The organism is Thiothrix lacustris DSM 21227 (genome assembly GCF_000621325.1).
In the GTDB taxonomy this organism is placed as follows: Bacteria; Pseudomonadota; Gammaproteobacteria; order Thiotrichales; family Thiotrichaceae; genus Thiothrix; species Thiothrix lacustris.
Window position 1 is genome coordinate 30,761 of sequence record NZ_JHYQ01000020.1, and the last position, 21,186, is coordinate 51,946.

Sequence of the window (21,186 nt, forward strand, 5' to 3'; positions counted from 1 at the left end):
GCAGGAACAGCAGCAGCAGGAACAGCAGCAGCAGGAACAGCAGTAGCAGGAACAGCAGCCTCGGCTGGCTTAGCTGCGGCGTCGTCAGCTTTTGCACCGCCGCACTTGGCTTCTTTGCCGCCACATTTGCCTTCGCCCATTTTGCTGTGCATCGCTTTGCGTTCAGCAGCATCTAGCGTGCCATTTTTGTCAGCATCAGCTTCAGTGAACATAGTCTCATGGTGAGCAATAAACTCTTCTTTGGTGAGAGTACCATCTTTGTTGGCATCAGCCGGGCAAGGCATCTCTTCGCTTGCCGCTGCACCGTCAGCTTTCTTCATGTTGGCACCACACATGCCCGCGCCGCATTTCATTTCACCGCCAGCTTTGTTTTCTGCCAGTTGCATGTAGCCGTTGCTTAGGGTGTTGGCGGCAAACGGGGTTTCAGCCGTCGCGACCGTTGCACCTAATGTCAGAGCGGTTACCAAAGTTGTGCCTAACGCGAGTTTCATGGATGTACTTGTTTTCATAATTTCAATCTCCGTGGAATAAAAATGTTGTTTTACGCTCAGTAAAACTGGCATGAAAGATTGTACGCAAAAACGACGCGAGTGGATGTAGGCAAGTCACTGTTTTGTAAAATCATCGCAAAAAGCAAGCAGAAATGGAGAGTATTTCGACCATATCTTGTGCTTGACCATCCTATAAGGCACATCCTATAGTGTTTGCTCAAAATAAACCGATATTAGTTAAGGATTGTTAATGCAAGCTGCCGTCACCTTCAAAATCACGTCAAAATGTAAAGTTATTCGCCGCAATGGTCAGGTAACAGACTTCGATGGCAGCAAAATACAGGTTGCCATGACTAAGGCATTTTTAGATGTAGAGGGCAGCAATGCTTCAGGATCTGCTCGCATCCACGATAGCGTTGGTAAGTTGGCTGAGCAGGTAGTGGATGCCTTGCTGCGTCGCACCCCGGAAGGTGGCATGGTGCATATCGAAGACATTCAGGATCAAGTGGAGCTTGCGCTGATGCGCGCGGGCGAACACAAAGTAGCGCGGAGTTATGTGTTATACCGTGCGGAACGCGCCCGTTTGCGTGCTGAAAAAGATGCCAAGAATAAGAAAAAGGGCAAGAAAGCCGAGAATATTATCCATGTCAAAATGGCTTCCGGCGATTTGAAACCGTTGGATGAAGAGCGTTTGCGCAAAATCGTTGCAGAAGCGGTGGATGGTTTGGAAGGTGTCAGCGCGGAACAGGTAATGACCGCGACCATGCGCAATCTGTACGACGGCATTTCCGAAAAAGAAGTCGCGACGGCACTGGTGATCAGTACCCGCGTGATGATTGACCGCGAACCAAACTATTCTCAAGCCGCCGCGCGGATGTTGATGGATAGCTTGCGCCGTGAAGCGTTGAGCTTCCTTGAAGGTCAGCATACTGAAGCGACTCAACATGAAATGATTGCGCTTTACCCGGAAGTTTTGAAAAAAACCATCAAGATCGGGGTGGAAGTCGAGCGTTTGGCGGATGATTTGGGGCGTTACGATCTGGTGAAGCTGGGGGCGGCGATTAAACCGGAACGCGATTTGCAGTTCACTTACCTTGGCTTGCAAACCTTGTATGACCGCTATTTCCTGCATCATGATGGTGTGCGTTTTGAGTTGCCGCAGGTGTTCTTCATGCGCGTGGCGATGGGTTTGGCGATTAACGAAGTCGAGCGCGAAGACCGGGCGATTGAGTTTTACAACCTGTTGTCCAGCTTCGACTTCATGAGCAGTACGCCGACGCTGTTCAACTCTGGCACGTTGCGCCCGCAGTTGTCCTCGTGCTACCTGACTACGATTGGCGATAATCTGGAAGGGATTTACGACGCGATTAAAGATAATGCTTTGCTGTCGAAATACGCAGGTGGTTTGGGTAATGACTGGTCACGGGTACGCGGCATGGGTGCGCATATCAAGGGCACGAATGGCAAGTCGCAAGGGGTCGTGCCGTTTTTGAAAGTGGCGAATGATACGGCGGTCGCGGTCAATCAGTGTTTCGCACCGGATACACAGCTTCATACCGCAGATGGTATTAAGGCAATTCGCGACGTGAAGGCGGGTGACTTGGTGCTGGGGATTAGCGGCACTTACCGCGAAGTCAAACAGGCTATGGTTTACAACCAACATGACGCGATGGTGGCCGTCAATGTCAAGCATTCCATTGAGTCGATGAAAGTGACGGCTGGGCATCCGTTTTACGCTCTCCGTGGTGTGCCGTTGGAGCAGGCCAATAGCCGCACGCTCAACTGGTTGGAAAAAGGCAAGGTCAAGCCGGAATGGGTGGAAGCCGGGCAGTTACAGCAAGGTGACTACCTCGCCCAAGTGATTCCTAGTGAAACTGTGATGGTGGATGGTTTCAGCGCTGAAGACGCACGTTTGTACGGCATCTTGTTGGGTGACGGTCATTTGTCCAAAGACGGTATGCAATGGGGTGTTTCCGGTAATCCGCAAAACGATTCCCACCTCGACTTTGTGCGTAACTATCTGGCTGAACGCGGTATCCATTGCTGGGAAACGGCGCGTGGTGAAACTTACGCGCAAATTCATTGGGCAAGCGGGCGCGGTGTAGTGCGTAATGCTACTAACGGGCGCATTGTTGGTGCGGGTGCAGCCACGCTGCCCTTTACCTATGATGATATTTACAACGCGCAAGGCAAAAAACGTATTTCCCGTCAATTCAGCCATTTGCCACGTCCACAAGCTTTAGCATTGCTGCAAGGTTTGCTGGAAACTGATGGGGGTGTAAGTCGTGGCAAGGAAATTTATTTTACCAATACGTCGCGTCAACTGGCTGAAGGTTTGCGTTACCAGTGTTTGCGTTTGGGCGTACCGACTGCGGGGCAATACCGTGAACGTGACAATGACCATACCGGAATTCGTTCCGATGGCACAGAAATTACGTTCAGCGGTGTCACCAAAGTATTCGATGTGCGTATCCCTGCCGTTCCAGAAATCGCTGCATTGGTTGATTGCCAGCCTATCGAAAAGCACAACTGGCTGACTTACAACGGTTGTGTGTTCAGTCGTGTGCGTGGTGTGGATACCATTCCGACTTTACCATTCGTGTTCGACCTGATTGTGGAAGGCGATGAGTCTTACATGACCACCTCAGCACTGGCGCATAATGGTGGCAAACGTAAGGGTGCGGTGTGTGCCTACCTCGAAACCTGGCACATCGACATCGAAGATTTCCTCGAACTGCGCAAGAACACCGGCGACGAACGTCGCCGTACCCACGACATGAATACCGCGAACTGGATTCCCGACCTGTTCATGAAGCGCGTAGCGGAGGAGGGTGACTGGACGCTATTTTCACCAGAGGATGCGCCTGACCTGCATGACCTGACCGGCAAGGCGTTTGAAGCACGTTACAATGAGTACGAAGCTAAAGCTGAACGCGGCGAAATCAAGCTACATCGCAAGGTCAAGGCGCTGACCCTGTGGCGCAAGATGCTGGGGATGATCTTTGAAACCGGACATCCGTGGATTACCTTCAAAGACCCGTGCAACATTCGCTACACCAACCAGCATGTTGGCGTGGTGCACAGTTCCAACTTGTGTACTGAAATTACCCTGCACACCAATGACACTGAAATTGCCGTATGCAACCTTGGCTCGGTCAATCTGACCGCGCACGTTACTGACGGCAAGCTCGATGTGGCGAAACTGGAGCGCACCGTCACTACCGCGATGCGGATGCTGGATAACGTTATCGACTACAACTACTACAGCGTGCCACAAGCGCGGAAATCCAACCTGCGCCACCGTCCGGTCGGCATGGGCATCATGGGCTTCCAAGACGCACTGTATAAAATGAACCTAGCCTACGCGACGACTGAAGCGGTGGAGTTCGCCGACCAAAGCATGGAGGCCGTGTCGTATTTCGCCATCCGCGCATCCAGTAATCTCGCGGCAGAACGCGGTAAATACCCGAGCTACAACGGCTCGTTGTGGAGCAAAGGCATCCTGCCGATCGACTCGCTGGAACTGCTGGGCGAAGAGCGCGGCGAATACTTCGTCGTCGACCACACCCAAACGCTGGACTGGGACACACTGCGCAATCAAGTTAAAACACAAGGGATGCGCAATTCCAACGTGATGGCGATTGCCCCGACCGCGACTATTTCCAATATCTGTGGCGTGTCGCAATCCATCGAACCAACTTACCAAAACCTGTTTGTTAAATCCAATCTGTCGGGCGAATTTACCGTCATCAACCCGTATCTGGTGCAAGATTTGAAAGCGCTGGATATGTGGGATGAAGTCATGATCAACGACCTCAAATACTTCGACGGTTCCTTGCAACCGCTCGACCGTGTGCCCGATGCCCTCAAGGCTAAGTATGCCACCGCGTTTGAAATCGACGCCCGCTGGTTGGTTGAGGCCGCCAGCCGCCGCCAGAAATGGATCGACCAAGGCCAATCGCTCAACCTGTACATGAAAGAGCCAAATGGTACGAAGCTGGATAACCTCTACAAGCTGGCGTGGGTACGTGGGCTGAAAACCACTTATTACCTGCGTACTCTGGGCGCTACGGGCGCGGAAAAAACCAGCTCGGATGATTCTTCGGCGGCGGATAGCGTGGCGGGAATCAAGCGGGCAGCAAATCTGGTATCGGTAGGCTCGGAAGCGCCTAAGGCGTGTTCGTTGCTTGATCCAGACTGTGAAGCTTGCCAGTAATAAAACGGGTAGCGGTTAGTTTTGTTGGCATTCAGCATTCAGGAGAGATAAAATATGACATTGAACTGGGATAACCCCCTCGCGGCTTCCGTGCCACGTACAAATGGGCACAAGCCACCATTGAAATTGGTTGATGAGTCTTTTGTTGATGAAGCTACTGTGGAGGTAGATGCAAGTGAGCGCAGCGCAAAAACCCAAGGTGCAACTGAACCGACAGCGGAGTCGGCGACGTTTGCAACGGCGGTAATAGGTGCGGCTTCTGACAAGATTGTCGAAGCCGCTACAATGCGCAGCACACACGGCACTACCCGCCACACGCTCACAACAGAGCCTTTCAAACCCCAACAGCCGATCCGCAGCGATGACAAGCGCGTGATCAATGGCAGTGGGGATATTAACCAACTCGCGCCTTTCAAATACCCGTGGGCATGGGAATTTTTCCTCAATGCCAACAAAAACCACTGGACGCCACTCGACATCAATATGGCGCAGGATGTGCATGACTACCATCACAACCTCAGCCCCGCCGAACGTCATGTGTACGAAAACGTCCTCGCCTACCTGACCACTTCTGACATTCTGGCGATGCGCAATATCGGCCTTGCTGTCATGGAAAAAATGACTGCACCGGAATTGCAAATCTACCAAGCCCGCCAAGTCTATGAAGAAGCGCTGCATACCTGGACATACCAGCATTGCATCGAAACCATCGGGCTGGATCAAGTGGAAATCTATAATCGCTACCGTGTCGTGCCGGAAATCAATGCGAAAATTCAACTAGCCAATCGCCGCTTGAATGACGCTTTGCGCCACGACATTGACCTAAAAAACCGTGATGACTTGCACAATTTCGTCATGTCCTACACGTTCTTTTCGGGGATTTTTGAAGGTTGCTGGTTCTACAACGGTTTCTCACCGATTTTTGCGCTGCAACGTCGCGGCATGATGAAGGGCACGGGTGAGCAATTCCAGTACATTATGCGCGATGAAGTAATGCACGCTTCGTTCGGTATCCGCGTGGTGCGCCAGATTATGCAGGAAGAAAACGTCAAGCTCGACCCGCAAGCAGTGCGTGATATGTGGGATGAGGCGGAAGCGGCGGAAATCAATTATTCCAAATACATTCTACCCACGCCGATTCTGGGTTACAGCCAGACGGATCATCACGAACAGTTCCGTTTCATTGCTAATCGTCGGGCGCGTCAGTTAGGGATGGAAGAACCGTTCCCCGGTGCGCAAAATGCACTGCCGTGGCTGGATGAGCAATCCAATATGCGTAAGGAAAAGAATTTCTTTGAAACCCGCGTAACGGAATATCAGACCGGTGGGGCATTGAAGTGGGATTGAGATAGAGAGAGTGACTGTCGGCGGGAAGGGTATACCCTTCCCGCCTTTGTCTGTCAGCGATTACTTCGCAGCAGTAGGAGCCGCTGCTGGCGCAGTAGGTGCAGCCATTGGCATTGCTGGAGCCATCATGGGTGCAGAGCCTGCTTTAGCCGTTTGTCCGTTACCAGCAACATTGCTGTTGCCATCGCCGTAGCCGTAACCATTGCCAGCGCCGTACCAATCACCGTTACCTTTGCCTTTAGCAGCCATGTCGGTATTCATATTGGTTTTGCCTTTACCTTTGAAGGTAACAGCAAATTCAACTTCGCCGTCTGCATCGCCTTTGCCACGACCGAAACCGTTAACATCAGAAGCGCCGTTGCCGTAGCCAGTGCCGTTAGCAGCAGTAGAACCAGTGCCATTGCTAGTGCCGTTAGCTGTTGCAGCGCCGTTGTCGAAGCCATTGAAGAATTCAGCAGAAGCAGCGCCAGACATAGCGATCAGAGCAGAGAAGATAATAGCTTGTAATTTCATTGTTAAGTTTCCTAGCAGATTTATGTGTAAGTTCGATGTGAGATTATTCTAATATTAGCATTCTCTAATGTAAAGAGCTTTGTTGTATTTTGGGGAACTTTTCGTAAATCATCTGACAAATGGGGGGAATGCTGCGAAAATATGCCGTTTCATGCCATGAGTGATGTTATGTCTGACACCTTATCGCGCTTGCGTGGCGAGTTGATCGCAGCGGGGCAGTTTTTCCATGTCAGAGGCTGGGTTCCAGCCACCAGTAGTAATTTCTCGGCGCGGTTGGGGGCTGAAGATATGCTGATTACCAGTTCTGGCCAGCATAAGGGCAGGTTGGATGACAACGGGTTTTTGCGAGCCGATTTGCAGGGCGTGTCGTTGGAAACGGGTAAGCGCCCTTCCGCAGAAACGGGTTTACATACAGTGATGTACCGGCGTGATCCGGCTATTGGTTGTGTGCTGCATACGCATTCTGTTAATGCTACCGTGCTGTCGATGCGTCTGGAAGAGGTGGTGCTTGCAGGGTATGAGGTGCAGAAAGCCTTCCCCGGTGTGGAAACGCATGAGAGTCGTTTGATGATTCCGATTTTTCCCAATAGTCAGGATATTCCAGCGTTGGCGGCAGAGGTTAATGCTTATCTGGATGCGCATCCGCAAACGGTGGCTTATTTGATTCGTGGGCATGGTCTATATACTTGGGGGACGACGGTGGCGGATACCCTACGGCATATTGAAGCCCTGGAATTCCTGTTTGAATGTGTTTACCGGCAATTGTTGCTGGATAGGTGAGATGCAATGAGTGAATTGAACATTTATGCGGACAACAACCCGCAACAGGCTGAAACGTATGCTGATTATAAAACGATTAGTGCGTTATTGCAGGCGCAGGGCGTGCGTTTCGAGCGTTGGGCGGCGGCGGCTCCACTGGCGGATGCGGCGACGCAGGATGAGGTAATCGCAGCTTATCGTGCCGACATTGAGCGTTTAATGGTGGAAAACGGTTTCCAGAGTGTGGATGTCATCAGTTTGCACCCGGATCACCCCGATAAAGCGGCATTACGCCAGAAATTCCTGAACGAACATACCCATACCGAATACGAAGTGCGTTTTTTTGTGGACGGACAAGGGCTGTTTTACCTGCATATCGGTGACAAGGTGTATACCGTGTTGTGTGAAAAGGGTGATTTGATCAGTGTGCCTGCAGGCACGACCCATTGGTTTGACATGGGGGAAAACCCGCGTTTCAAGGCTATTCGTTTGTTCACCAACCCGGAAGGCTGGGTGGCGAATTTTACGGGCAATGACATTGCCGGGCGTTTCCCGCGTCTGGAGAACTGATGATGATTAAGGCAATCCTCACCGATATTGAAGGTACGACCACCAGCTTGTCCTTCGTCAAGGATGTGTTATTTCCTTACGCCGACCAGCACATGCAGGACTTCGTGGTAGCGCACCGTCAAGACCCTGCGGTTGTCAGCCTGATCGACGATGTGCGGCTGGAAACCGGCAATGCAGTATTGTCGCTGGCTGATGCCATCGCCCAGTTGCGCCAGTGGATTGTGGAAGACAAAAAGGTTACACCGCTGAAGGCGATTCAGGGCTTGATGTGGGAGGAGGGTTATCGCAACGGTGACTTTACCGGGCATGTGTATGAGGATGCGGTGCGCCATTTATTGCATTGGCATGAGCTTGGTTTGAAATTATATGTCTATTCGTCCGGTTCGGTGTATGCGCAAAAGCTCTTGTTCGGTTATTCTGACGCCGGTGATTTAACAGCGCTATTCAGTGGTTATTTCGATACGGCGGTGGGTCATAAGCGTGATGTGGTTGCTTACCGCCATATTATTGAGGCCATTGGTTTACCCGCAGATGAGATTTTATTCCTGTCCGATATAGCGGAAGAGCTGGATGCAGCGGCACAAACAGGGATGAAAACCTGTTGCTTGGTGCGAGAAAATCAGCCCACGGATCATGTGCATCACCCGTGGGTAAAAAACTTTGATGAACTTGATGTGATAAGTATCACTTAGAAAATTATCAGATTTGACTATTATTTACGACAATAATTTAATGACGGGCAAATCCCCCATGAATATCTTTCCGATCATCCTCGCAGCGGGTCAAGGCACTCGGATGCGTTCTTCCTTACCAAAAGTGCTTCACCCCATCGCGGGCAGACCCATGCTGCAACATGTTGTCGATGCGTGTGCGGTGTTGCAAAGCTGCGATGCGGCTTGTCATATGGCGATTGTATACGGGCATGGCGGCGAATTGGTGCGCGAGCGTATTGCAGGTGAAAACCTGAATTGGGCGCTGCAAGCCCAGCAAAAAGGCACCGGTCATGCGGTGAGTCAGGCGATTCACTTAGTCGATGCGGATGACGTGGTGCTGGTGGCGTATGGTGATGTGCCGCTGATCCGCTCTGTTACCCTGCAAGGCTTGGCGGATGGTTTGCAAGATCATGCCTTATGCATCCTGACCACGGAACTGGCAGACCCCAAAGGCTACGGACGGATTGTGCGTAATGCTGAAGGGCAGGTGCAAGCGATTGTCGAGGAAAAGGATGCCAGTGATGCACAGCGCCTTATTCGCGAAGTCAATACGGGCTTTATCGCCGCACGCGGGCGTGACATGAAGCGCTGGTTGCAACAACTGACCCCGCAGAATGCGCAAGGCGAATATTACCTGACCGATTGCGTCGGTTTGGCGGTGGCAGAAGGCGGTAGCGTCAACACCGTGTTGTGCCCTGACCCAGTGGAGGTGGAAGGTGCCAATAACCGCGTGCAGTTGGCACGGCTGGAGCGGGCTTGCCAGCAACGTCAGGTGGAAAAACTGATGTTGGAGGGCGTGACGGTTGCCGACCCGGCACGCTTGGATATTCGTGGCACGGTCGAAACCGGGCAGGATGTCTTTCTGGATGTGAACGTGGTGCTGATCGGCAAGGTCAAGTTCGGCAATGGCGTGACGGTGGAAGCCGGTTGCGTGATTCAGGATGCAGAAATTGGCGACAATACCCACATCAAATCACATTCAGTGATTGAGTCAGCCGTTATTGCTGCCAACTGCGATATTGGCCCGTTTGCCCGCCTGCGCCCCGGTACGGTGCTGGAAGATAATGCCAAAATCGGCAATTTCGTCGAAACCAAAAAAGCCCATATCGGTAAGGGTAGCAAGGTTAACCACCTCAGTTACATTGGCGACACCACTATGGGCGCGAATGTGAATATTGGGGCAGGCACGATTACTTGTAATTACGATGGTGCGAACAAGCACAAAACCGTCATCGGCGATGGCGTGTTCGTGGGTTCTTGCACGCAACTGGTTGCCCCCGTCAGCATTGGTGAAGGCGCTACCATTGGTGCAGGTTCAACCATTACTAAAGCAGCACCGGCTGGGGAACTTACCCTGTCCCGCGCAAAACAAATGACCTTGAAAGGCTGGCAGCGTCCAGTGAAGGAGAAAAAATAATGTGTGGTATTGTCGGAGCTATTGCTCAACGTCCGGTTGTGGAAATTTTATTAGAAGGTCTGCGTCGTCTGGAATACCGGGGGTATGATTCCGCAGGGGTTGCTGTCATACAAGATACCGGCGCATTGGTGCGGAGCCGTGCTGTCGGTAAGGTAGCTGCATTGATGGAACGTCTCGATGTCGAACCCATTGATGGTAAAGTGGGTATTGCCCACACCCGTTGGGCGACCCACGGGGTTCCAGCGGAACGCAATGCCCACCCGCATTTCAGTGGTGAGTGGGTCGGTTTGGTGCATAACGGCATCATTGAAAATCATGTCGAACTGCGTAAGCGTTTGCAGGATGACGGCTACCATTTTACTTCCGATACCGATACCGAAGTGGTAGCGCATCTGATCGATATTTTCCGCCGTCAGGGTGTGAGTATGTTGGATGCGGTCATGGCAGCGCGGTGTGAATTGCACGGCGCGTATGCCTTGGCGGTCATTTCCCCGGATGAGCCGGATACGCTGATTGTGGCGCGTCAAGGCAGTCCGCTGGTATTGGGCTTAGGGATTGGTGAAAACTTCATTGGTTCTGATATTCAAGCCTTACTGCCAGTGACTAGCCGTTTCATCTATCTGGAAAACGGTGACGTTGCCAAGCTGAGCCGCAACAAAATCGACATTTTCGACCTGAATGGCGAGCGCGTGGTGCGCCCAGTACGCGAATCGAATGCATCGATGTGTTCGGCTGATTTGGGCGAATACCGCCATTTCATGCTCAAGGAAATTTTCGAGCAGCCACAATCAGTGGTGGGCACGCTGGAAAACCGTTTGGGCAGCGACCATGTATTACCCGCTTTGGTCGGTGCGGCGGATGCGCTGGAACGTTTGGCACAAGTCGATGAAATCCAAATCATTGCTTGCGGTACCAGTTACCACGCTGGCTTGGTGGGGCGCTACTGGATTGAAGCCAACACCGATATTCCGTGCAATGTGGAAGTCGCCAGCGAATACCGCTACCGCCGCCAGCCACCGCGCAAGAACATGCTGCTGGTGACTATTTCCCAGTCGGGCGAAACCGCTGATACCTTGGCGGCGCTGGAAAAAATCAAGGAAAGCCAAGGCTGTTTGGCAACACTGACGATTTGCAATGTGGCGGAAAGCTCACTGACTCGCGAATCCGATATGTCGCTGATGACGATGGCAGGGCCGGAAATCGGCGTGGCTTCTACCAAGGCATTTACTACCCAGTTGGTTGCTTTGCAGTTGCTGATGGTATTGTTGATGCAGGCCAAGGGTGGGGATAAAGCCAAGATCGCACAAATCGTTGCAGATTTACGCAAACTCCCCGCGCTGATTGAGCAAGCATTGGATTTGCACCCGAAAATTGAAGCACTGGCTGAACATTTCATCGAGAAAAATCACGCGCTGTTTTTAGGGCGTGGGGAAATGTACCCGATCGCGATGGAAGGGGCGCTCAAGCTCAAGGAAATTTCCTACATTCACGCAGAAGCTTATCCGGCGGGTGAGCTTAAGCATGGCCCACTCGCGTTGGTCGACAGCGAGATGCCGATTGTCACAGTAGCTCCTAATACAGCCTTGTTGGAAAAACTAAAATCCAATCTGGAAGAAGTGCGTTCGCGGGGTGGTGAGTTGTATGTATTTGCTGACCGTGACGCGCACATTATTGCGGCTGATAACTTACATGTGCTGGAAATGCCGCATGTGCCTGAATTGCTGGCACCGATTGTTTACACCATCCCGCTGCAATTGCTGTCTTACCATGTTGCCGTTCTGAAAGGGACGGATGTGGACAAGCCGCGTAATCTGGCGAAATCTGTGACGGTCGAATAGTATTGAGAAACACTAGCCTAATAATCCGGTAGTATTGAACTTCTTCACTATCAGTCTTTCACAAGATTCAGTATGATCTTATATACTAATATAGCCAGCGGTTTTGCCGCTGGTTTATTTTTTAGATAATACATATGGTCTTTAGGTAGAGGTAAATACCAACATGGGTAGCTGGCTAGTGTCACTTTTGAGTGATTGGAAAGATCGTTTCACGCCATATAAAGAATGGATTGGTGAGTTAAAAACTCCCGATGTCTTAAAAGCAGACGCTATTGCTGGTTTGACGGTAGCACTGGTTTTGATTCCTCAGTCGATGGCTTATGCACAGTTGGCGGGTTTGCCAGCATATGTTGGGTTGTACGCGTCTTTCTTGCCAGTGATGGTTGCCGCTATTTTTGGTTCTTCGCGCCAGCTAGGAACGGGGCCAGTGGCGATTGTGTCCTTGATGTCTGCTGCTGCGATGCAGCCATTTGCTGCCCTTGGCCCTGAAACGGTGGTTGCTTATTCGGCGATGCTTGCCCTGATGATTGGGGTATTTCAGCTTTCGCTGGGCTTGTTACGCATGGGTGTCTTGGTCGATTTCTTGTCGCATCCGGTTGTGGTGGGTTTTACCAATGCTGGGGCATTAATTATTGGCACGTCACAGTTACCCAAGATTTTTGGCCTGAATGTGAAAGCCGACCAGTTTGAACACCATTACGAGTTTTTGTGGGCAACCCTGACTGCATTGGGGAGTACCAAAATCACTACGTTCGCGATTGGGGCATTTGCTTTAATTACCCTGATTGTCCTGAAAAAGTACGCGCCGCGCTTGCCGGGGGTGCTGATTACAGTGTTCATTACCACCTTGATGTCGTGGGCGGTCGGTTTTCAGGCGATGGGAGGGAGTGTTATTGGGGAGATTCCAGAAGGGTTGCCTTCGTTTGCCATTCCCAATGTTAGCCTTGATTTTAAAACCTTGAGTTCATTGGCAACTACTGCTGCCATTATTGGCTTGATCGGGTTTGTGGAGGCTATTTCCATTGCCAAGGCGATGGCATCCCAGACCCGGCAGCGCTTGTCTGCCAATCAGGAGTTGGTGGGGCAAGGCTTGGGTAATATTACCTCTGGTGTGTTCGGTGGTTATGCGGTGTCTGGCTCCTTCTCGCGTTCGGCAGTGAACTTTGCATCGGGCGCTATCACAGGCTTTTCTTCTGTGGTGACAGGTTTGTTGGTGGCGGTGACGTTGTTGTTCCTGACACCCTTGCTCTACCACTTGCCACAGGCGACATTGGCGGCAGTGATTATTATGGCCGTCATTAATTTGATTAAAATTGCACCTGTTAAACATGCATGGAAAGTGGAGCCGCATGATGGTGTGGTTGCTGTCGTGACATTTTTGGCCACGATGGTTTTTGCGCCACATTTGGATAAAGGAATTTTACTGGGCGTGGTACTGTCACTTGGCTTGTTTCTGTATCGCACGATGAGCCCTAATTTGGTGGAAGTTGCCCGTCATGAAGATGGTTCGATGCGTGACGCGGAAGCGCATGGCTTAAAAACCAGTGATAGCGTCTCCGTTTACCGTTTTGATGGTGATTTGTATTTCGCCAACACGGGCTATTTCGAGGGAAAGTTACTGAACAATGTGGCGAAAAAACCAGGTTTGAAAGTGTTGGTGTTGGATATGGAATCCGTGGGGCAAGTGGATTCTACGGGAGAAGAGATGCTGGAGAAATTGGCTGATCGTCTTAAGTTTGCAGGGATTGATTTTTACATTGCCCGTACAAAGTTGCGGGTGTATGAGGCATTCCAGCGTTCTGGTTTGGCTAAACATATCGGTGAGGAACGTTTTTTCCGCGAGCGTAAGTATGCGATCAATCATGCGAAGGAGCAGTTTGGTGATGCGATTGATGTGGAACCTTTCTTGCACTATATCCCCGCTGAAATAAAGTAATGTATCCTTGAAAGGCCACAATAGTGGCCTTTCTTTTGGGTGCGATCTTGAATGGGATATTAAGCATTATGTTAGTTAAAGTACTGTTTTTTGCGAGTTTGCGTGAACGTTTGGGTGTGGGACAGGTGATGCTGGATACGCATGAGGCGATCAGTGTTCAGGAGGTTTGGCAGCGTAGTAGTGGCGAGAATGTTTTGCCAGTCAATGTATTGATAGCCGTTAATCATACTTATTCAGATGCGGCTGCGTTGGTGCAGCCGGGGGATGAGGTGGCCTTTTTCCCACCAGTGACAGGAGGTTGAGCAGGTGATTGAGTTACGAGAAATGCCTTTTGATCCATGGCAATACTTGGCTGAACGGCAAGTGTCGCAGGGCGTAGAGGCTCGCTCTGGTGCCGCTGCGATATTTGTCGGTACTATGCGGGATTTCAATGAGGGTGATAGTGTCCAAGAAATGTATTTGGAGCACTATCCGGGAATGACGGAACACCAATTGGAGACGCTAGCAGCATCTGCTCTTAAGGAGTGGTCGTTGGATGATGTGCTCATTGTACATCGTATAGGTCGCATTATTCCCACTCAGCCTATCGTGTTAGTGGCAGTGTGGTCAGCGCACCGAGCGGAGGCTTTCGATGCTTGTCGTCATCTGATGGAGAGCCTTAAGCATTCTGCTCCTTTCTGGAAGCGTGAAACGTTGGTCGATAATTCGGTGCGTTGGGTAGCTTCCAATACCCCCGGTTGATAAGGGGAGGGTTTAATCTAGGGCGACCGTGACAGTTCTGTCAGTATTGGACTCTACTCGGAATTCGGTTTGTTTGGTGATATGTTTTTGTTTGACTGTTGCCCTGTATTGTCCAGCGGGCAGGTGTACGGTTCCTGTGAGTCTGGGAAGGGTTGCTATCGGTTCTTGTAGCTCTTTATCGCTTAGCTTGAAAATTGACCAGCTTGCGTGTGAGAGAATAATTTGATTATTAACGGTAGCTACCAGTGTTACCCGATTGGCTGAGGCTGTAGAGGCCATCAATAGGACAATCATACCTATGACGATTGCAGTTATTTTTCTTATGCAATGATAAGATTGGTAGGAACATAATGCCATGTTACCCTTCCTATGAAATTAATTATTGCTTTGAAATGGTGGTTTCGTTTTGAAAACTACTATGCTTTGGCAGGATAACTTAATTTTTAAGCACGTGCACTGGTATTTGTGACTAATAATGTAAGCGATCGTCAGGAACTCAGACCTGTTTGGCTTGAGGGTTTTCCCAGTAGCCAGATTTTCCGCCAGATTTTTGTAGTAAGCGGATATTACCCATTATCATGGCTTTATCAATAGCTTTGCACATATCGTAGATGGTTAATAGGGTGATTTGGACGGCGGTTAACGCTTCCATTTCGACACCTGTTTGCCCGTAAGTTTCGACACTTACGCGGCAATGAACAGAGGCTGTTTCGATATGTGTGGTGAGTTCAACTTCGACTTTAGTGAGCGCTAAAGGATGGCAAAGGGGTATCAGGTCGGCAGTTTTCTTGGCTGCCATGATACCTGCAATGCGGGCGATGCCTAGAACATCGCCTTTTTTGTTATTACCCTCAAGAATTTTCTCGAGCGTACTTGCTTGCATTTCAATTGACCCTTCGGCAATGGCGCGACGCTGGGTGGGTTGCTTTGCGCCAACATCCACCATGTGCGCCTGCCCTTGGGCGTTAAAATGCGTTAGTTGCTGGTCAGACAATTACATAACCTTCCCGCTAGTGGCTTCTGCTGGCGGTGTTTCTGGCTTGAGGCGAGTTTGTACCAAATCCATGCCTTTGAGGATATTCAGTGCTTCAAAGAGCTGATAATCTTCTTCTGCCAGGGGAGATTTAGCTTTATCGGCTGTAATTTCCTCAGACGTTTTATTGTCCGTGATGGGCTTAGTAGGCGTTTCTTCGGTCTTGTCCGTGGGTTTTGCCTCTTCCCCGGTTTTATCACCATTGGGATTGCTGAGGTGTTTAGTCAGGTCTGCTTCGGATAAAGGGTCAAAGGTATCTACTGCGTCAGTATCGCCTTTTACTTTGAGTGCTTTGAGTTCAATGTCAGGTGCAATACCTTCTGCTTGGATGGAGCGACCTGATGGTGTGAAGTAACGTGCAGTCGTGAGTTTAACAGCAGTTTTTTCGTCCAGTTGTAAAACAGTTTGGACGGAGCCTTTGCCGAAGGTTTTTTGCCCAACAATCAGGGCGCGTTTATGATCTTTCAGAGCGCCCGCGACAATTTCAGAAGCCGATGCTGAGCCTTGATTAACCAATACCACTATAGGGGCATTTTCGATAACATCGCCTTTTTGAGCGCTGTATTCCATTTTTGCATCTGGAACTCGCCCTTCGGTGTAGACAATTTTACCAGAATCAAGAAACGCATCCGAAACACCAACGGCGGCATTCAATACGCCACCTGGGTTATTACGCAGGTCAAGCACTAAGCCGCGCAATTTGCCTTTGTTTTCTTTTTTGAGGGTCTCAATACCTTCCAGCAATGCGTCAGTTGTTTTGGCTTGGAAACTGGTGATCCGTAGGTAGCCGTAGCCAGATTCAAGTATGCGCTGCTTAACGCTTTTGACTTGGATAATGTCGCGTTTAATAGCAACTTTGAATGGCTTGTCTTTACCATCACGAACAATCATTAGGTTGATGGTACTACCGGGTTTGCCGCGCATTAGCTTGACGGCATCATTCAATGTCATGCCTTTTACTGGGGCTTCATCAAGACGAATAATTAAGTCTCCCGCTTGCAGGCCCGCCTTTTGCGCCGGGGTATCATCGATGGGTGATATGACTTTAACAAAGCCATCTTCCATGCCCACTTCGATACCCAAACCACCGAATTCGCCACTAGTACCGACTTGCAGTTCCTTGAACTCTTCCTCATCTAGATAAGCAGAGTGGGGGTCAAGGTTGCTGAGCATTCCACGGATAGCATTGGTCATCAAGTCTTTGTCTTTGACGTCTTCAACATAGTTTTCTTTGATGCGTGAATACACTTCAGAAAACTGTTGCAGCTCATCCAATGGTGGAGCGTGTTCAACCGTTTGCCGGAAAGCGAACGCATTGAGGCTAATGCTGGTGGTTGCACCAATCAATATGCCAGCAATAGTGCCAGCCAAAACGCGGTAACGTGTATGCATGCTTGAATCTCTATTAATACGTTGACTGCTGACATCCGTGTTAGCAGGGTTATTTTTTTAGTAGCGTAGCCTAAGAAGCGACAGTTTACCATTGTGTGGCAAAAATGCACTTTGTTGTTGTAGAAAGGGCGCTAGTGCTTAAGCTATTTGATTAACGGCACCAACGTGCTGGATTTTGGGGACTGGTTCCTTGTCTAATTTCAAAGTAAAGAGCATCTTGGCTTTGACCGCTAGAGTTTCCCACGGCTGCAATTGTTTCATTGGCATTGACAATAGTGCCCTCTTTTTTATAAATGGCACGGTTGTAGCCGTATAAGCTCATATAGTTGTTGTCATGTTCAATGATTATTAGATGTCCATAACCGTCCATCCAGCCTGCGAACACGACTTGTCCCTTCGCAACCGCGCGTACTTTTGTACCACCAGTAGCGGCTAGCACTACACCTCGCCAGCGTTGTTTCTCATTACGGGAGGAGCCATAGCTATGGATAATCTTGCCTTGTACGGGCCAAGACAGTTTGCCACGTAGGGTGGAGAATGCTTGGTTAGGTGTGAAGCGCGTTTTGGTCGGTGTACCACTGTTATTATCATCCGCTTTGGCTTGTTTTACCGTTTTTTTATTGACGGTAACTGTTTTTGGGGGTGAGTTAGTTTCTGTTTCTGTGGATTTTTTGGCGACTTCGGCAGCTTGTGCTTCAGCTTTACGTGCTAGTCGGTCGATAACCGCTTGAAGATTGGCTTCTTCGGTTTTGAGTTTACCTAATTGTTTTTCTTTGAAGCGGATATCGCCCCGTAGCGTTTCTAGTACTGTCGAGCGCGCATTGAGGGTTTTTTGGATATCCGTTTTTTGTTGTTCTAGCGTTTTATTGAGTGTTTGGAGCTCGTTATTATCCTTCTCGACAGAAAGACGTACTGATTCGATTTCTTTGAGCGTTTTCTGAATGGTTTGAATGTTTTTTACACGGCTGGTGTTCATGTATTCAAAGTAGCGAATAGTACGGCTAATGTCGGAGGGGGCATCCTGACGCAACAGTAAACGCAGGTGTGATTGTTCACCTGCTGTGTATAAGGCTTGAAGCTGTTGAGCTAACCCAGATTTTTGGGTGGCTAATTCAGCATCTAATTTGAACTGCTTACGACCAGATGCTTCTAGTTTGGCAAGTGTTGCTTCTGCCTTTTTTTCTGTTTGATAATTCTTGTCTGTGATCTCACCTAGCCTTTTCTCTAGTTGAGTCACTTCGCTCTGTAAATTCTTTGATTCGCCCTTCTGTGACGTTAGGACATTCGATAGTTCGCGGATATCACGCTGTAATTGCTGTTGCTTTGATGGTTCAGCCGCATGGAGTGGACTCCATGATGAAAGTATCAGCAAGCAGAATAGATGGGGGTAAAATTTCACCGTTTGTCAGGGTTCTGGGTGTTTATAATAAGAAGGAGTCTATCATAAGAAAGGGATGACACGGAATGGAATAGGGTATATTATTGTATTTGTCTATACTAATATACTACAGTTGTCTACTGTTCCACTAAAAAACAGTGGGAAATTCAGTAAAATCATTTTCGATGAGGAGATCTATGGGAAGCATTGCGCTCGGCAGTTCGTGTGACTTCAGAATTGAAGATATGCTAGTCAAGGAAGAAGACATTGACCGTGCTTCCCGCTCCTTAAAAGCGATTTCACACCCATTGCGTCTGAAAATTTTGTGCGTGCTAGGTGATAAGGAAGTCAGCGTTCAAGACATCGTTGATAATGTTGGAACTTCACAAAGCAATATTTCTCAGCATCTGGCTATTTTGCGTGACAAGGGTATTTTGGCATCACGCAAGGATGCTAATCGCGTTTATTACCGTGTCGGTGATTATCGTACCCTGCGCTTGATTAGCATGATGCAGGAAGTCTTTTGCAGTGCTCCGCACTAAGTACATCCCCGACTATTACCAAAAAACGTTTCTTTAGGGGTTTACCTGCTTCTTGCTGATGTATATTGTTAGCCCCTATTCATAGCTGATAGGGTTCATTGTGGAAGAATATCTTGTTTTCGCCCGTAGCCACCCCTTGCTGATTGCAGGGCTATTTGCCATTCTAGGCATGATAGTTTGGTCGGAATTTAGTCGTTTTACCCGCAAGTACCAGCAAGTCAATACGACTCAGGCGGTGCAAATCTTCAATCAGGATGCTTCATTCATCATTGATGTGCGTGAAGATAGTGAAGTTCGCGCTGGCAAGCTCAAAGGTGCAAAACATATTCCTTTAGGGCAGTTGAAAGACCGGTTGACTGAGCTTGAAGCTGCCAAGACCAAACCTGTACTGGTCTATTGCCGAAGCGGTAGTCGTTCTGCCCACGCTTGTAATTTGCTGACTAAGGCTGGATTCGAGAATGTCAGCAATCTAGCGGGCGGAATTATGGCATGGGAGTCAGCTAATCTTCCGGTCAGTAAGCGATGAAACAACGTCCAGTTCTCATGTATGCGACTCGTTTTTGCCCCTATTGCTTGCGAGCGCGTATGTTGCTTAAGCGCAAGGGTGTTGAATATGAAGAAATCAATGTCGGTGGTGATGCTGCTTTGTGGGAAGAAATGGAGCGATTGAGCCAGCGTGATACGGTGCCACAAATATTCATTGGCGATTTATCTATCGGTGGCTATGATGATATGGCAGCACTGGATCGTTCTGGTAAGTTAGATGCATTGCTATTTGAATCTTAAAATCCATTTCATAAGGGGTATTACATGAGCGAACCACAAGAACAACAATTTATCATTCAGCGTATTTACGTGAAGGATGTTTCGTTTGAAGCACCTAATTCACCCAGCATTTTCACCCAAGAGTGGAACCCGAACACCAACTTGGATTTAAATACCAAGGTCAACACACTCGCTAATGACAATTACGAAGTGGAGTTGTTCATTACCATTACGGTGAAAAGTGACGATAAAACAGCGTTTTTGGTGGAAGTGAAACAGGCAGGTGTGTTCTTCATTCAGGGCTATGGTCAGGAACAAATCAACCATTTGCTGGCTGCTTACTGCCCGAATATCCTGTTTCCGTATGCGCGTGAAGTGATTGCAGGGATGGTTTCCAAAGGTAGTTTCCCTGAATTACACCTTTCCCCCATCAATTTCGATTCATTGTATGCCCGTCGCTTGCAGGAAGAGCAAGCTAACGCTAGCGCAGCATCTAGCGCCGCATGATGAGGCAGCGCATCCAGTCTATTGCTGTTTATGGTGCTGGTTCTTGGGGAACTGCACTGGCTTTGCAATTAGCGCGTAACGGGCTGGATGTGCTGTTATGGGATATTAGCCCCGAACATGTCGACAATATTAATCGACAGCATGAGAATGCCCACTACCTGCCGGGCATTCCTTTTCCTGATAACCTACGTTGTTCCAGTGATTTACAGGCAGTAGCCGCTTTTTCTGATTACCATCTGGTGGTGGTGCCAAGCCATGTTTTTCGGGGTATGTTGAAAAACCTTGCGCCTTTATTGACCGAAAAAGATGCGGTTATCTGGGCAACCAAGGGGCTGGAATTGGATACCGGTAAGCTTTTGCATCAGGTACTTGAGGAAGAATTACCTCAATGTCCTGCTTACGGTGTAGTGTCTGGGCCGACCTTTGCAGCGGAAGTGGCACGCGGTTTACCGACAGCCATGACCGTTGCCGCTAATGAGCCAGCGTTAGCACAGCGGGTTGTGGAAGCCTTTAGTGCTGCGAACTACCGTGCTTATATCAGTGCCGATGTCATGGGTGTGGAATTGGGTGGTGCGCTCAAAAATGTGTTGGCAATTGCGGCTGGTATTTCCGATGGCTTGGGTTTTGGTGCCAATGCTCGTGTGGCCATTGTGACACGTGGTTTGGCAGAAATTATGCGGCTGGGTGTGAAGATTGGTGCGCAACCTGAAACCCTGATGGGATTGGCAGGGGTGGGCGATTTGATTCTGACCTGTACTGACGACCAATCACGTAACCGTCGGCTTGGGTTGGCCTTGGGACAGGGCAAAGGCCTTGATGAGGCTATTGCGGACATCGGCCAAGCGGTTGAGGGTGCCAAATCGGCCTTATCCATTGGCAAGTTAGCAGAATATGCCGGTGTGGAAATGCCGATTTGCCAGCAAGTTTACCGCATCCTTTATGAGCAACTGCCGCCCCGGCAGGCTGTGGATGAACTGCTTTCCCGCGACCTTAAAGCGGAATTCTGACCTTTCAATCAGGGGTTTTTG

The 21,186-nt window shown here is 49.6% G+C and carries 20 protein-coding genes; 15 read left to right on the forward strand and 5 right to left on the reverse strand.

Annotated features, from left to right (window positions below; translation table 11 throughout):
• Window positions 1-509: EF-hand domain-containing protein (locus Q394_RS22410; RefSeq protein ID WP_211248802.1), on the reverse strand; the 509-nt coding region annotated here is incomplete at its 3' end.
• Window positions 510-741: 232 nt separating this feature from the next.
• On the opposite strand from Q394_RS22410, the gene Q394_RS21470 reads away from it, so the two are divergent.
• Both Q394_RS21470 and Q394_RS0110740 read left to right on the forward strand, forming a co-directional pair.
• The gene (locus tag Q394_RS21470) at window positions 742-4,707 is read left to right on the forward strand and encodes a ribonucleoside-diphosphate reductase subunit alpha (RefSeq protein WP_084260428.1); all 3,966 of its coding nucleotides are present in this window, start codon (window positions 742-744) and stop codon (window positions 4,705-4,707) included.
• Window positions 4,708-4,761: 54 nt separating this feature from the next.
• Window positions 4,762-6,054, forward strand: a complete 1,293-nt coding sequence (locus Q394_RS0110740) for a ribonucleotide-diphosphate reductase subunit beta (RefSeq protein WP_028489297.1) — start codon at window positions 4,762-4,764, stop codon at window positions 6,052-6,054.
• A 60-nt stretch (window positions 6,055-6,114) separates the two neighbouring features.
• Here Q394_RS0110740 and Q394_RS19880 read toward each other — a convergent pair whose 3' ends face one another.
• A complete protein-coding gene (locus tag Q394_RS19880) occupies window positions 6,115-6,567 on the reverse strand; it encodes a hypothetical protein (RefSeq protein WP_051543271.1) in 453 nt (150 codons plus the stop codon).
• Between the two features lie 168 nt (window positions 6,568-6,735).
• Here Q394_RS19880 and Q394_RS0110750 point away from each other — a divergent pair, with 168 nt between their 5' ends.
• The 8 genes from Q394_RS0110750 (at window position 6,736) to Q394_RS0110785 (ending at window position 14,541) form a co-directional block, all read left to right on the forward strand.
• Entirely contained in the window at window positions 6,736-7,347 is a 612-nt protein-coding gene (locus Q394_RS0110750) for a methylthioribulose 1-phosphate dehydratase (RefSeq protein WP_028489298.1), read from the forward strand.
• Window positions 7,348-7,353: 6 nt separating this feature from the next.
• Window positions 7,354-7,896: a 1,2-dihydroxy-3-keto-5-methylthiopentene dioxygenase gene (locus Q394_RS0110755; RefSeq protein ID WP_028489299.1), complete on the forward strand. Its 543-nt coding sequence runs from the start codon at window positions 7,354-7,356 to the stop codon at window positions 7,894-7,896.
• A complete protein-coding gene (gene mtnC / locus Q394_RS0110760) occupies window positions 7,896-8,588 on the forward strand; it encodes an acireductone synthase (protein ID WP_028489300.1) in 693 nt (230 codons plus the stop codon). The genes Q394_RS0110755 and mtnC overlap by 1 nt, the downstream gene beginning before the upstream one ends.
• Window positions 8,589-8,646: 58 nt before the next feature.
• Window positions 8,647-10,026, forward strand: a complete 1,380-nt coding sequence (glmU, locus tag Q394_RS0110765; protein ID WP_028489301.1) for a bifunctional UDP-N-acetylglucosamine diphosphorylase/glucosamine-1-phosphate N-acetyltransferase GlmU — start codon at window positions 8,647-8,649, stop codon at window positions 10,024-10,026.
• Window positions 10,026-11,864 (forward strand): glutamine--fructose-6-phosphate transaminase (isomerizing), encoded by a 1,839-nt coding sequence (gene glmS / locus Q394_RS0110770; RefSeq protein WP_028489302.1) that lies wholly within the window; start codon window positions 10,026-10,028, stop codon window positions 11,862-11,864. The genes glmU and glmS overlap by 1 nt, the downstream gene beginning before the upstream one ends.
• A 163-nt stretch (window positions 11,865-12,027) precedes the next feature.
• Window positions 12,028-13,800 (forward strand): SulP family inorganic anion transporter, encoded by a 1,773-nt coding sequence (locus Q394_RS0110775; RefSeq protein ID WP_028489303.1) that lies wholly within the window; start codon window positions 12,028-12,030, stop codon window positions 13,798-13,800.
• Window positions 13,801-13,868: 68 nt separating this feature from the next.
• Complete coding sequence (locus Q394_RS0110780; RefSeq protein WP_028489304.1) at window positions 13,869-14,102, forward strand: MoaD/ThiS family protein; 234 nt, start codon at window positions 13,869-13,871, stop codon at window positions 14,100-14,102.
• Window positions 14,103-14,106: 4 nt separating this feature from the next.
• Window positions 14,107-14,541, forward strand: coding sequence for a molybdenum cofactor biosynthesis protein MoaE (locus tag Q394_RS0110785; protein ID WP_028489305.1), 435 nt, complete (start codon window positions 14,107-14,109; stop codon window positions 14,539-14,541).
• 496 nt (window positions 14,542-15,037) lie between these two features.
• Here Q394_RS0110785 and moaC read toward each other — a convergent pair whose 3' ends face one another.
• From moaC to Q394_RS0110805, 3 genes are all read right to left on the reverse strand, one after another.
• Entirely contained in the window at window positions 15,038-15,535 is a 498-nt protein-coding gene (gene moaC / locus Q394_RS0110795; protein WP_028489307.1) for a cyclic pyranopterin monophosphate synthase MoaC, read from the reverse strand.
• Window positions 15,536-16,966 carry a S41 family peptidase gene (locus Q394_RS0110800; RefSeq protein WP_028489308.1) on the reverse strand — a complete coding sequence of 477 codons (1,431 nt, stop codon included), beginning with the start codon at window positions 16,964-16,966 and terminating at the stop codon, window positions 15,536-15,538. It abuts the gene before it with no gap.
• A gap of 151 nt (window positions 16,967-17,117) precedes the next feature.
• Window positions 17,118-18,365: a murein hydrolase activator EnvC family protein gene (locus Q394_RS0110805; protein ID WP_028489309.1), complete on the reverse strand. Its 1,248-nt coding sequence runs from the start codon at window positions 18,363-18,365 to the stop codon at window positions 17,118-17,120.
• Window positions 18,366-18,541: 176 nt separating this feature from the next.
• Here Q394_RS0110805 and Q394_RS0110810 point away from each other — a divergent pair, with 176 nt between their 5' ends.
• From Q394_RS0110810 to Q394_RS0110830, 5 genes are all read left to right on the forward strand, one after another.
• Window positions 18,542-18,886 (forward strand): ArsR/SmtB family transcription factor, encoded by a 345-nt coding sequence (locus Q394_RS0110810; RefSeq protein WP_051543273.1) that lies wholly within the window; start codon window positions 18,542-18,544, stop codon window positions 18,884-18,886.
• Window positions 18,887-18,986: 100 nt separating this feature from the next.
• Window positions 18,987-19,412 (forward strand): rhodanese-like domain-containing protein, encoded by a 426-nt coding sequence (locus Q394_RS0110815; protein ID WP_211248803.1) that lies wholly within the window; start codon window positions 18,987-18,989, stop codon window positions 19,410-19,412.
• Window positions 19,409-19,672: a glutaredoxin 3 gene (gene grxC, locus Q394_RS0110820; protein WP_028489312.1), complete on the forward strand. Its 264-nt coding sequence runs from the start codon at window positions 19,409-19,411 to the stop codon at window positions 19,670-19,672. The genes Q394_RS0110815 and grxC overlap by 4 nt, the downstream gene beginning before the upstream one ends.
• Before the next feature lie 24 nt (window positions 19,673-19,696).
• On the forward strand, window positions 19,697-20,158 hold the full coding sequence (gene secB, locus Q394_RS0110825; protein WP_028489313.1) for a protein-export chaperone SecB: 462 nt from the start codon (window positions 19,697-19,699) through the stop codon (window positions 20,156-20,158).
• Window positions 20,155-21,165, forward strand: coding sequence for an NAD(P)H-dependent glycerol-3-phosphate dehydrogenase (locus Q394_RS0110830; protein ID WP_084260429.1), 1,011 nt, complete (start codon window positions 20,155-20,157; stop codon window positions 21,163-21,165). Before secB ends, Q394_RS0110830 begins: the two co-directional genes overlap by 4 nt.
• Window positions 21,166-21,186: the final 21 nt, after the last annotated feature.

Excerpts from the sequence above, each read along its gene's own strand:
- Q394_RS0110800 (WP_028489308.1), bottom strand. The coding sequence starts at position 16,966 with ATGCATACACGTTACCGCGTTTTGGCTGGCACTATTGCTGGCATATTG.
- glmU (WP_028489301.1), top strand. The coding sequence starts at position 8,647 with ATGAATATCTTTCCGATCATCCTCGCAGCGGGTCAAGGCACTCGGATG.
- mtnC (WP_028489300.1), top strand. The coding sequence starts at position 7,896 with ATGATGATTAAGGCAATCCTCACCGATATTGAAGGTACGACCACCAGC.
- Q394_RS0110740 (WP_028489297.1), top strand. The coding sequence starts at position 4,762 with ATGACATTGAACTGGGATAACCCCCTCGCGGCTTCCGTGCCACGTACA.
- Q394_RS0110780 (WP_028489304.1), top strand. The coding sequence starts at position 13,869 with ATGTTAGTTAAAGTACTGTTTTTTGCGAGTTTGCGTGAACGTTTGGGT.
- secB (WP_028489313.1), top strand. The coding sequence starts at position 19,697 with ATGAGCGAACCACAAGAACAACAATTTATCATTCAGCGTATTTACGTG.
- glmS (WP_028489302.1), top strand. The coding sequence starts at position 10,026 with ATGTGTGGTATTGTCGGAGCTATTGCTCAACGTCCGGTTGTGGAAATT.
- Q394_RS0110755 (WP_028489299.1), top strand. The coding sequence starts at position 7,354 with ATGAGTGAATTGAACATTTATGCGGACAACAACCCGCAACAGGCTGAA.
- Q394_RS0110750 (WP_028489298.1), top strand. The coding sequence starts at position 6,736 with ATGTCTGACACCTTATCGCGCTTGCGTGGCGAGTTGATCGCAGCGGGG.
- Q394_RS0110830 (WP_084260429.1), top strand. The coding sequence starts at position 20,155 with ATGATGAGGCAGCGCATCCAGTCTATTGCTGTTTATGGTGCTGGTTCT.
- Q394_RS0110775 (WP_028489303.1), top strand. The coding sequence starts at position 12,028 with ATGGGTAGCTGGCTAGTGTCACTTTTGAGTGATTGGAAAGATCGTTTC.
- grxC (WP_028489312.1), top strand. The coding sequence starts at position 19,409 with ATGAAACAACGTCCAGTTCTCATGTATGCGACTCGTTTTTGCCCCTAT.
- Q394_RS19880 (WP_051543271.1), bottom strand. The coding sequence starts at position 6,567 with ATGAAATTACAAGCTATTATCTTCTCTGCTCTGATCGCTATGTCTGGC.
- Q394_RS0110810 (WP_051543273.1), top strand. The coding sequence starts at position 18,542 with ATGGGAAGCATTGCGCTCGGCAGTTCGTGTGACTTCAGAATTGAAGAT.
- Q394_RS21470 (WP_084260428.1), top strand. The coding sequence starts at position 742 with ATGCAAGCTGCCGTCACCTTCAAAATCACGTCAAAATGTAAAGTTATT.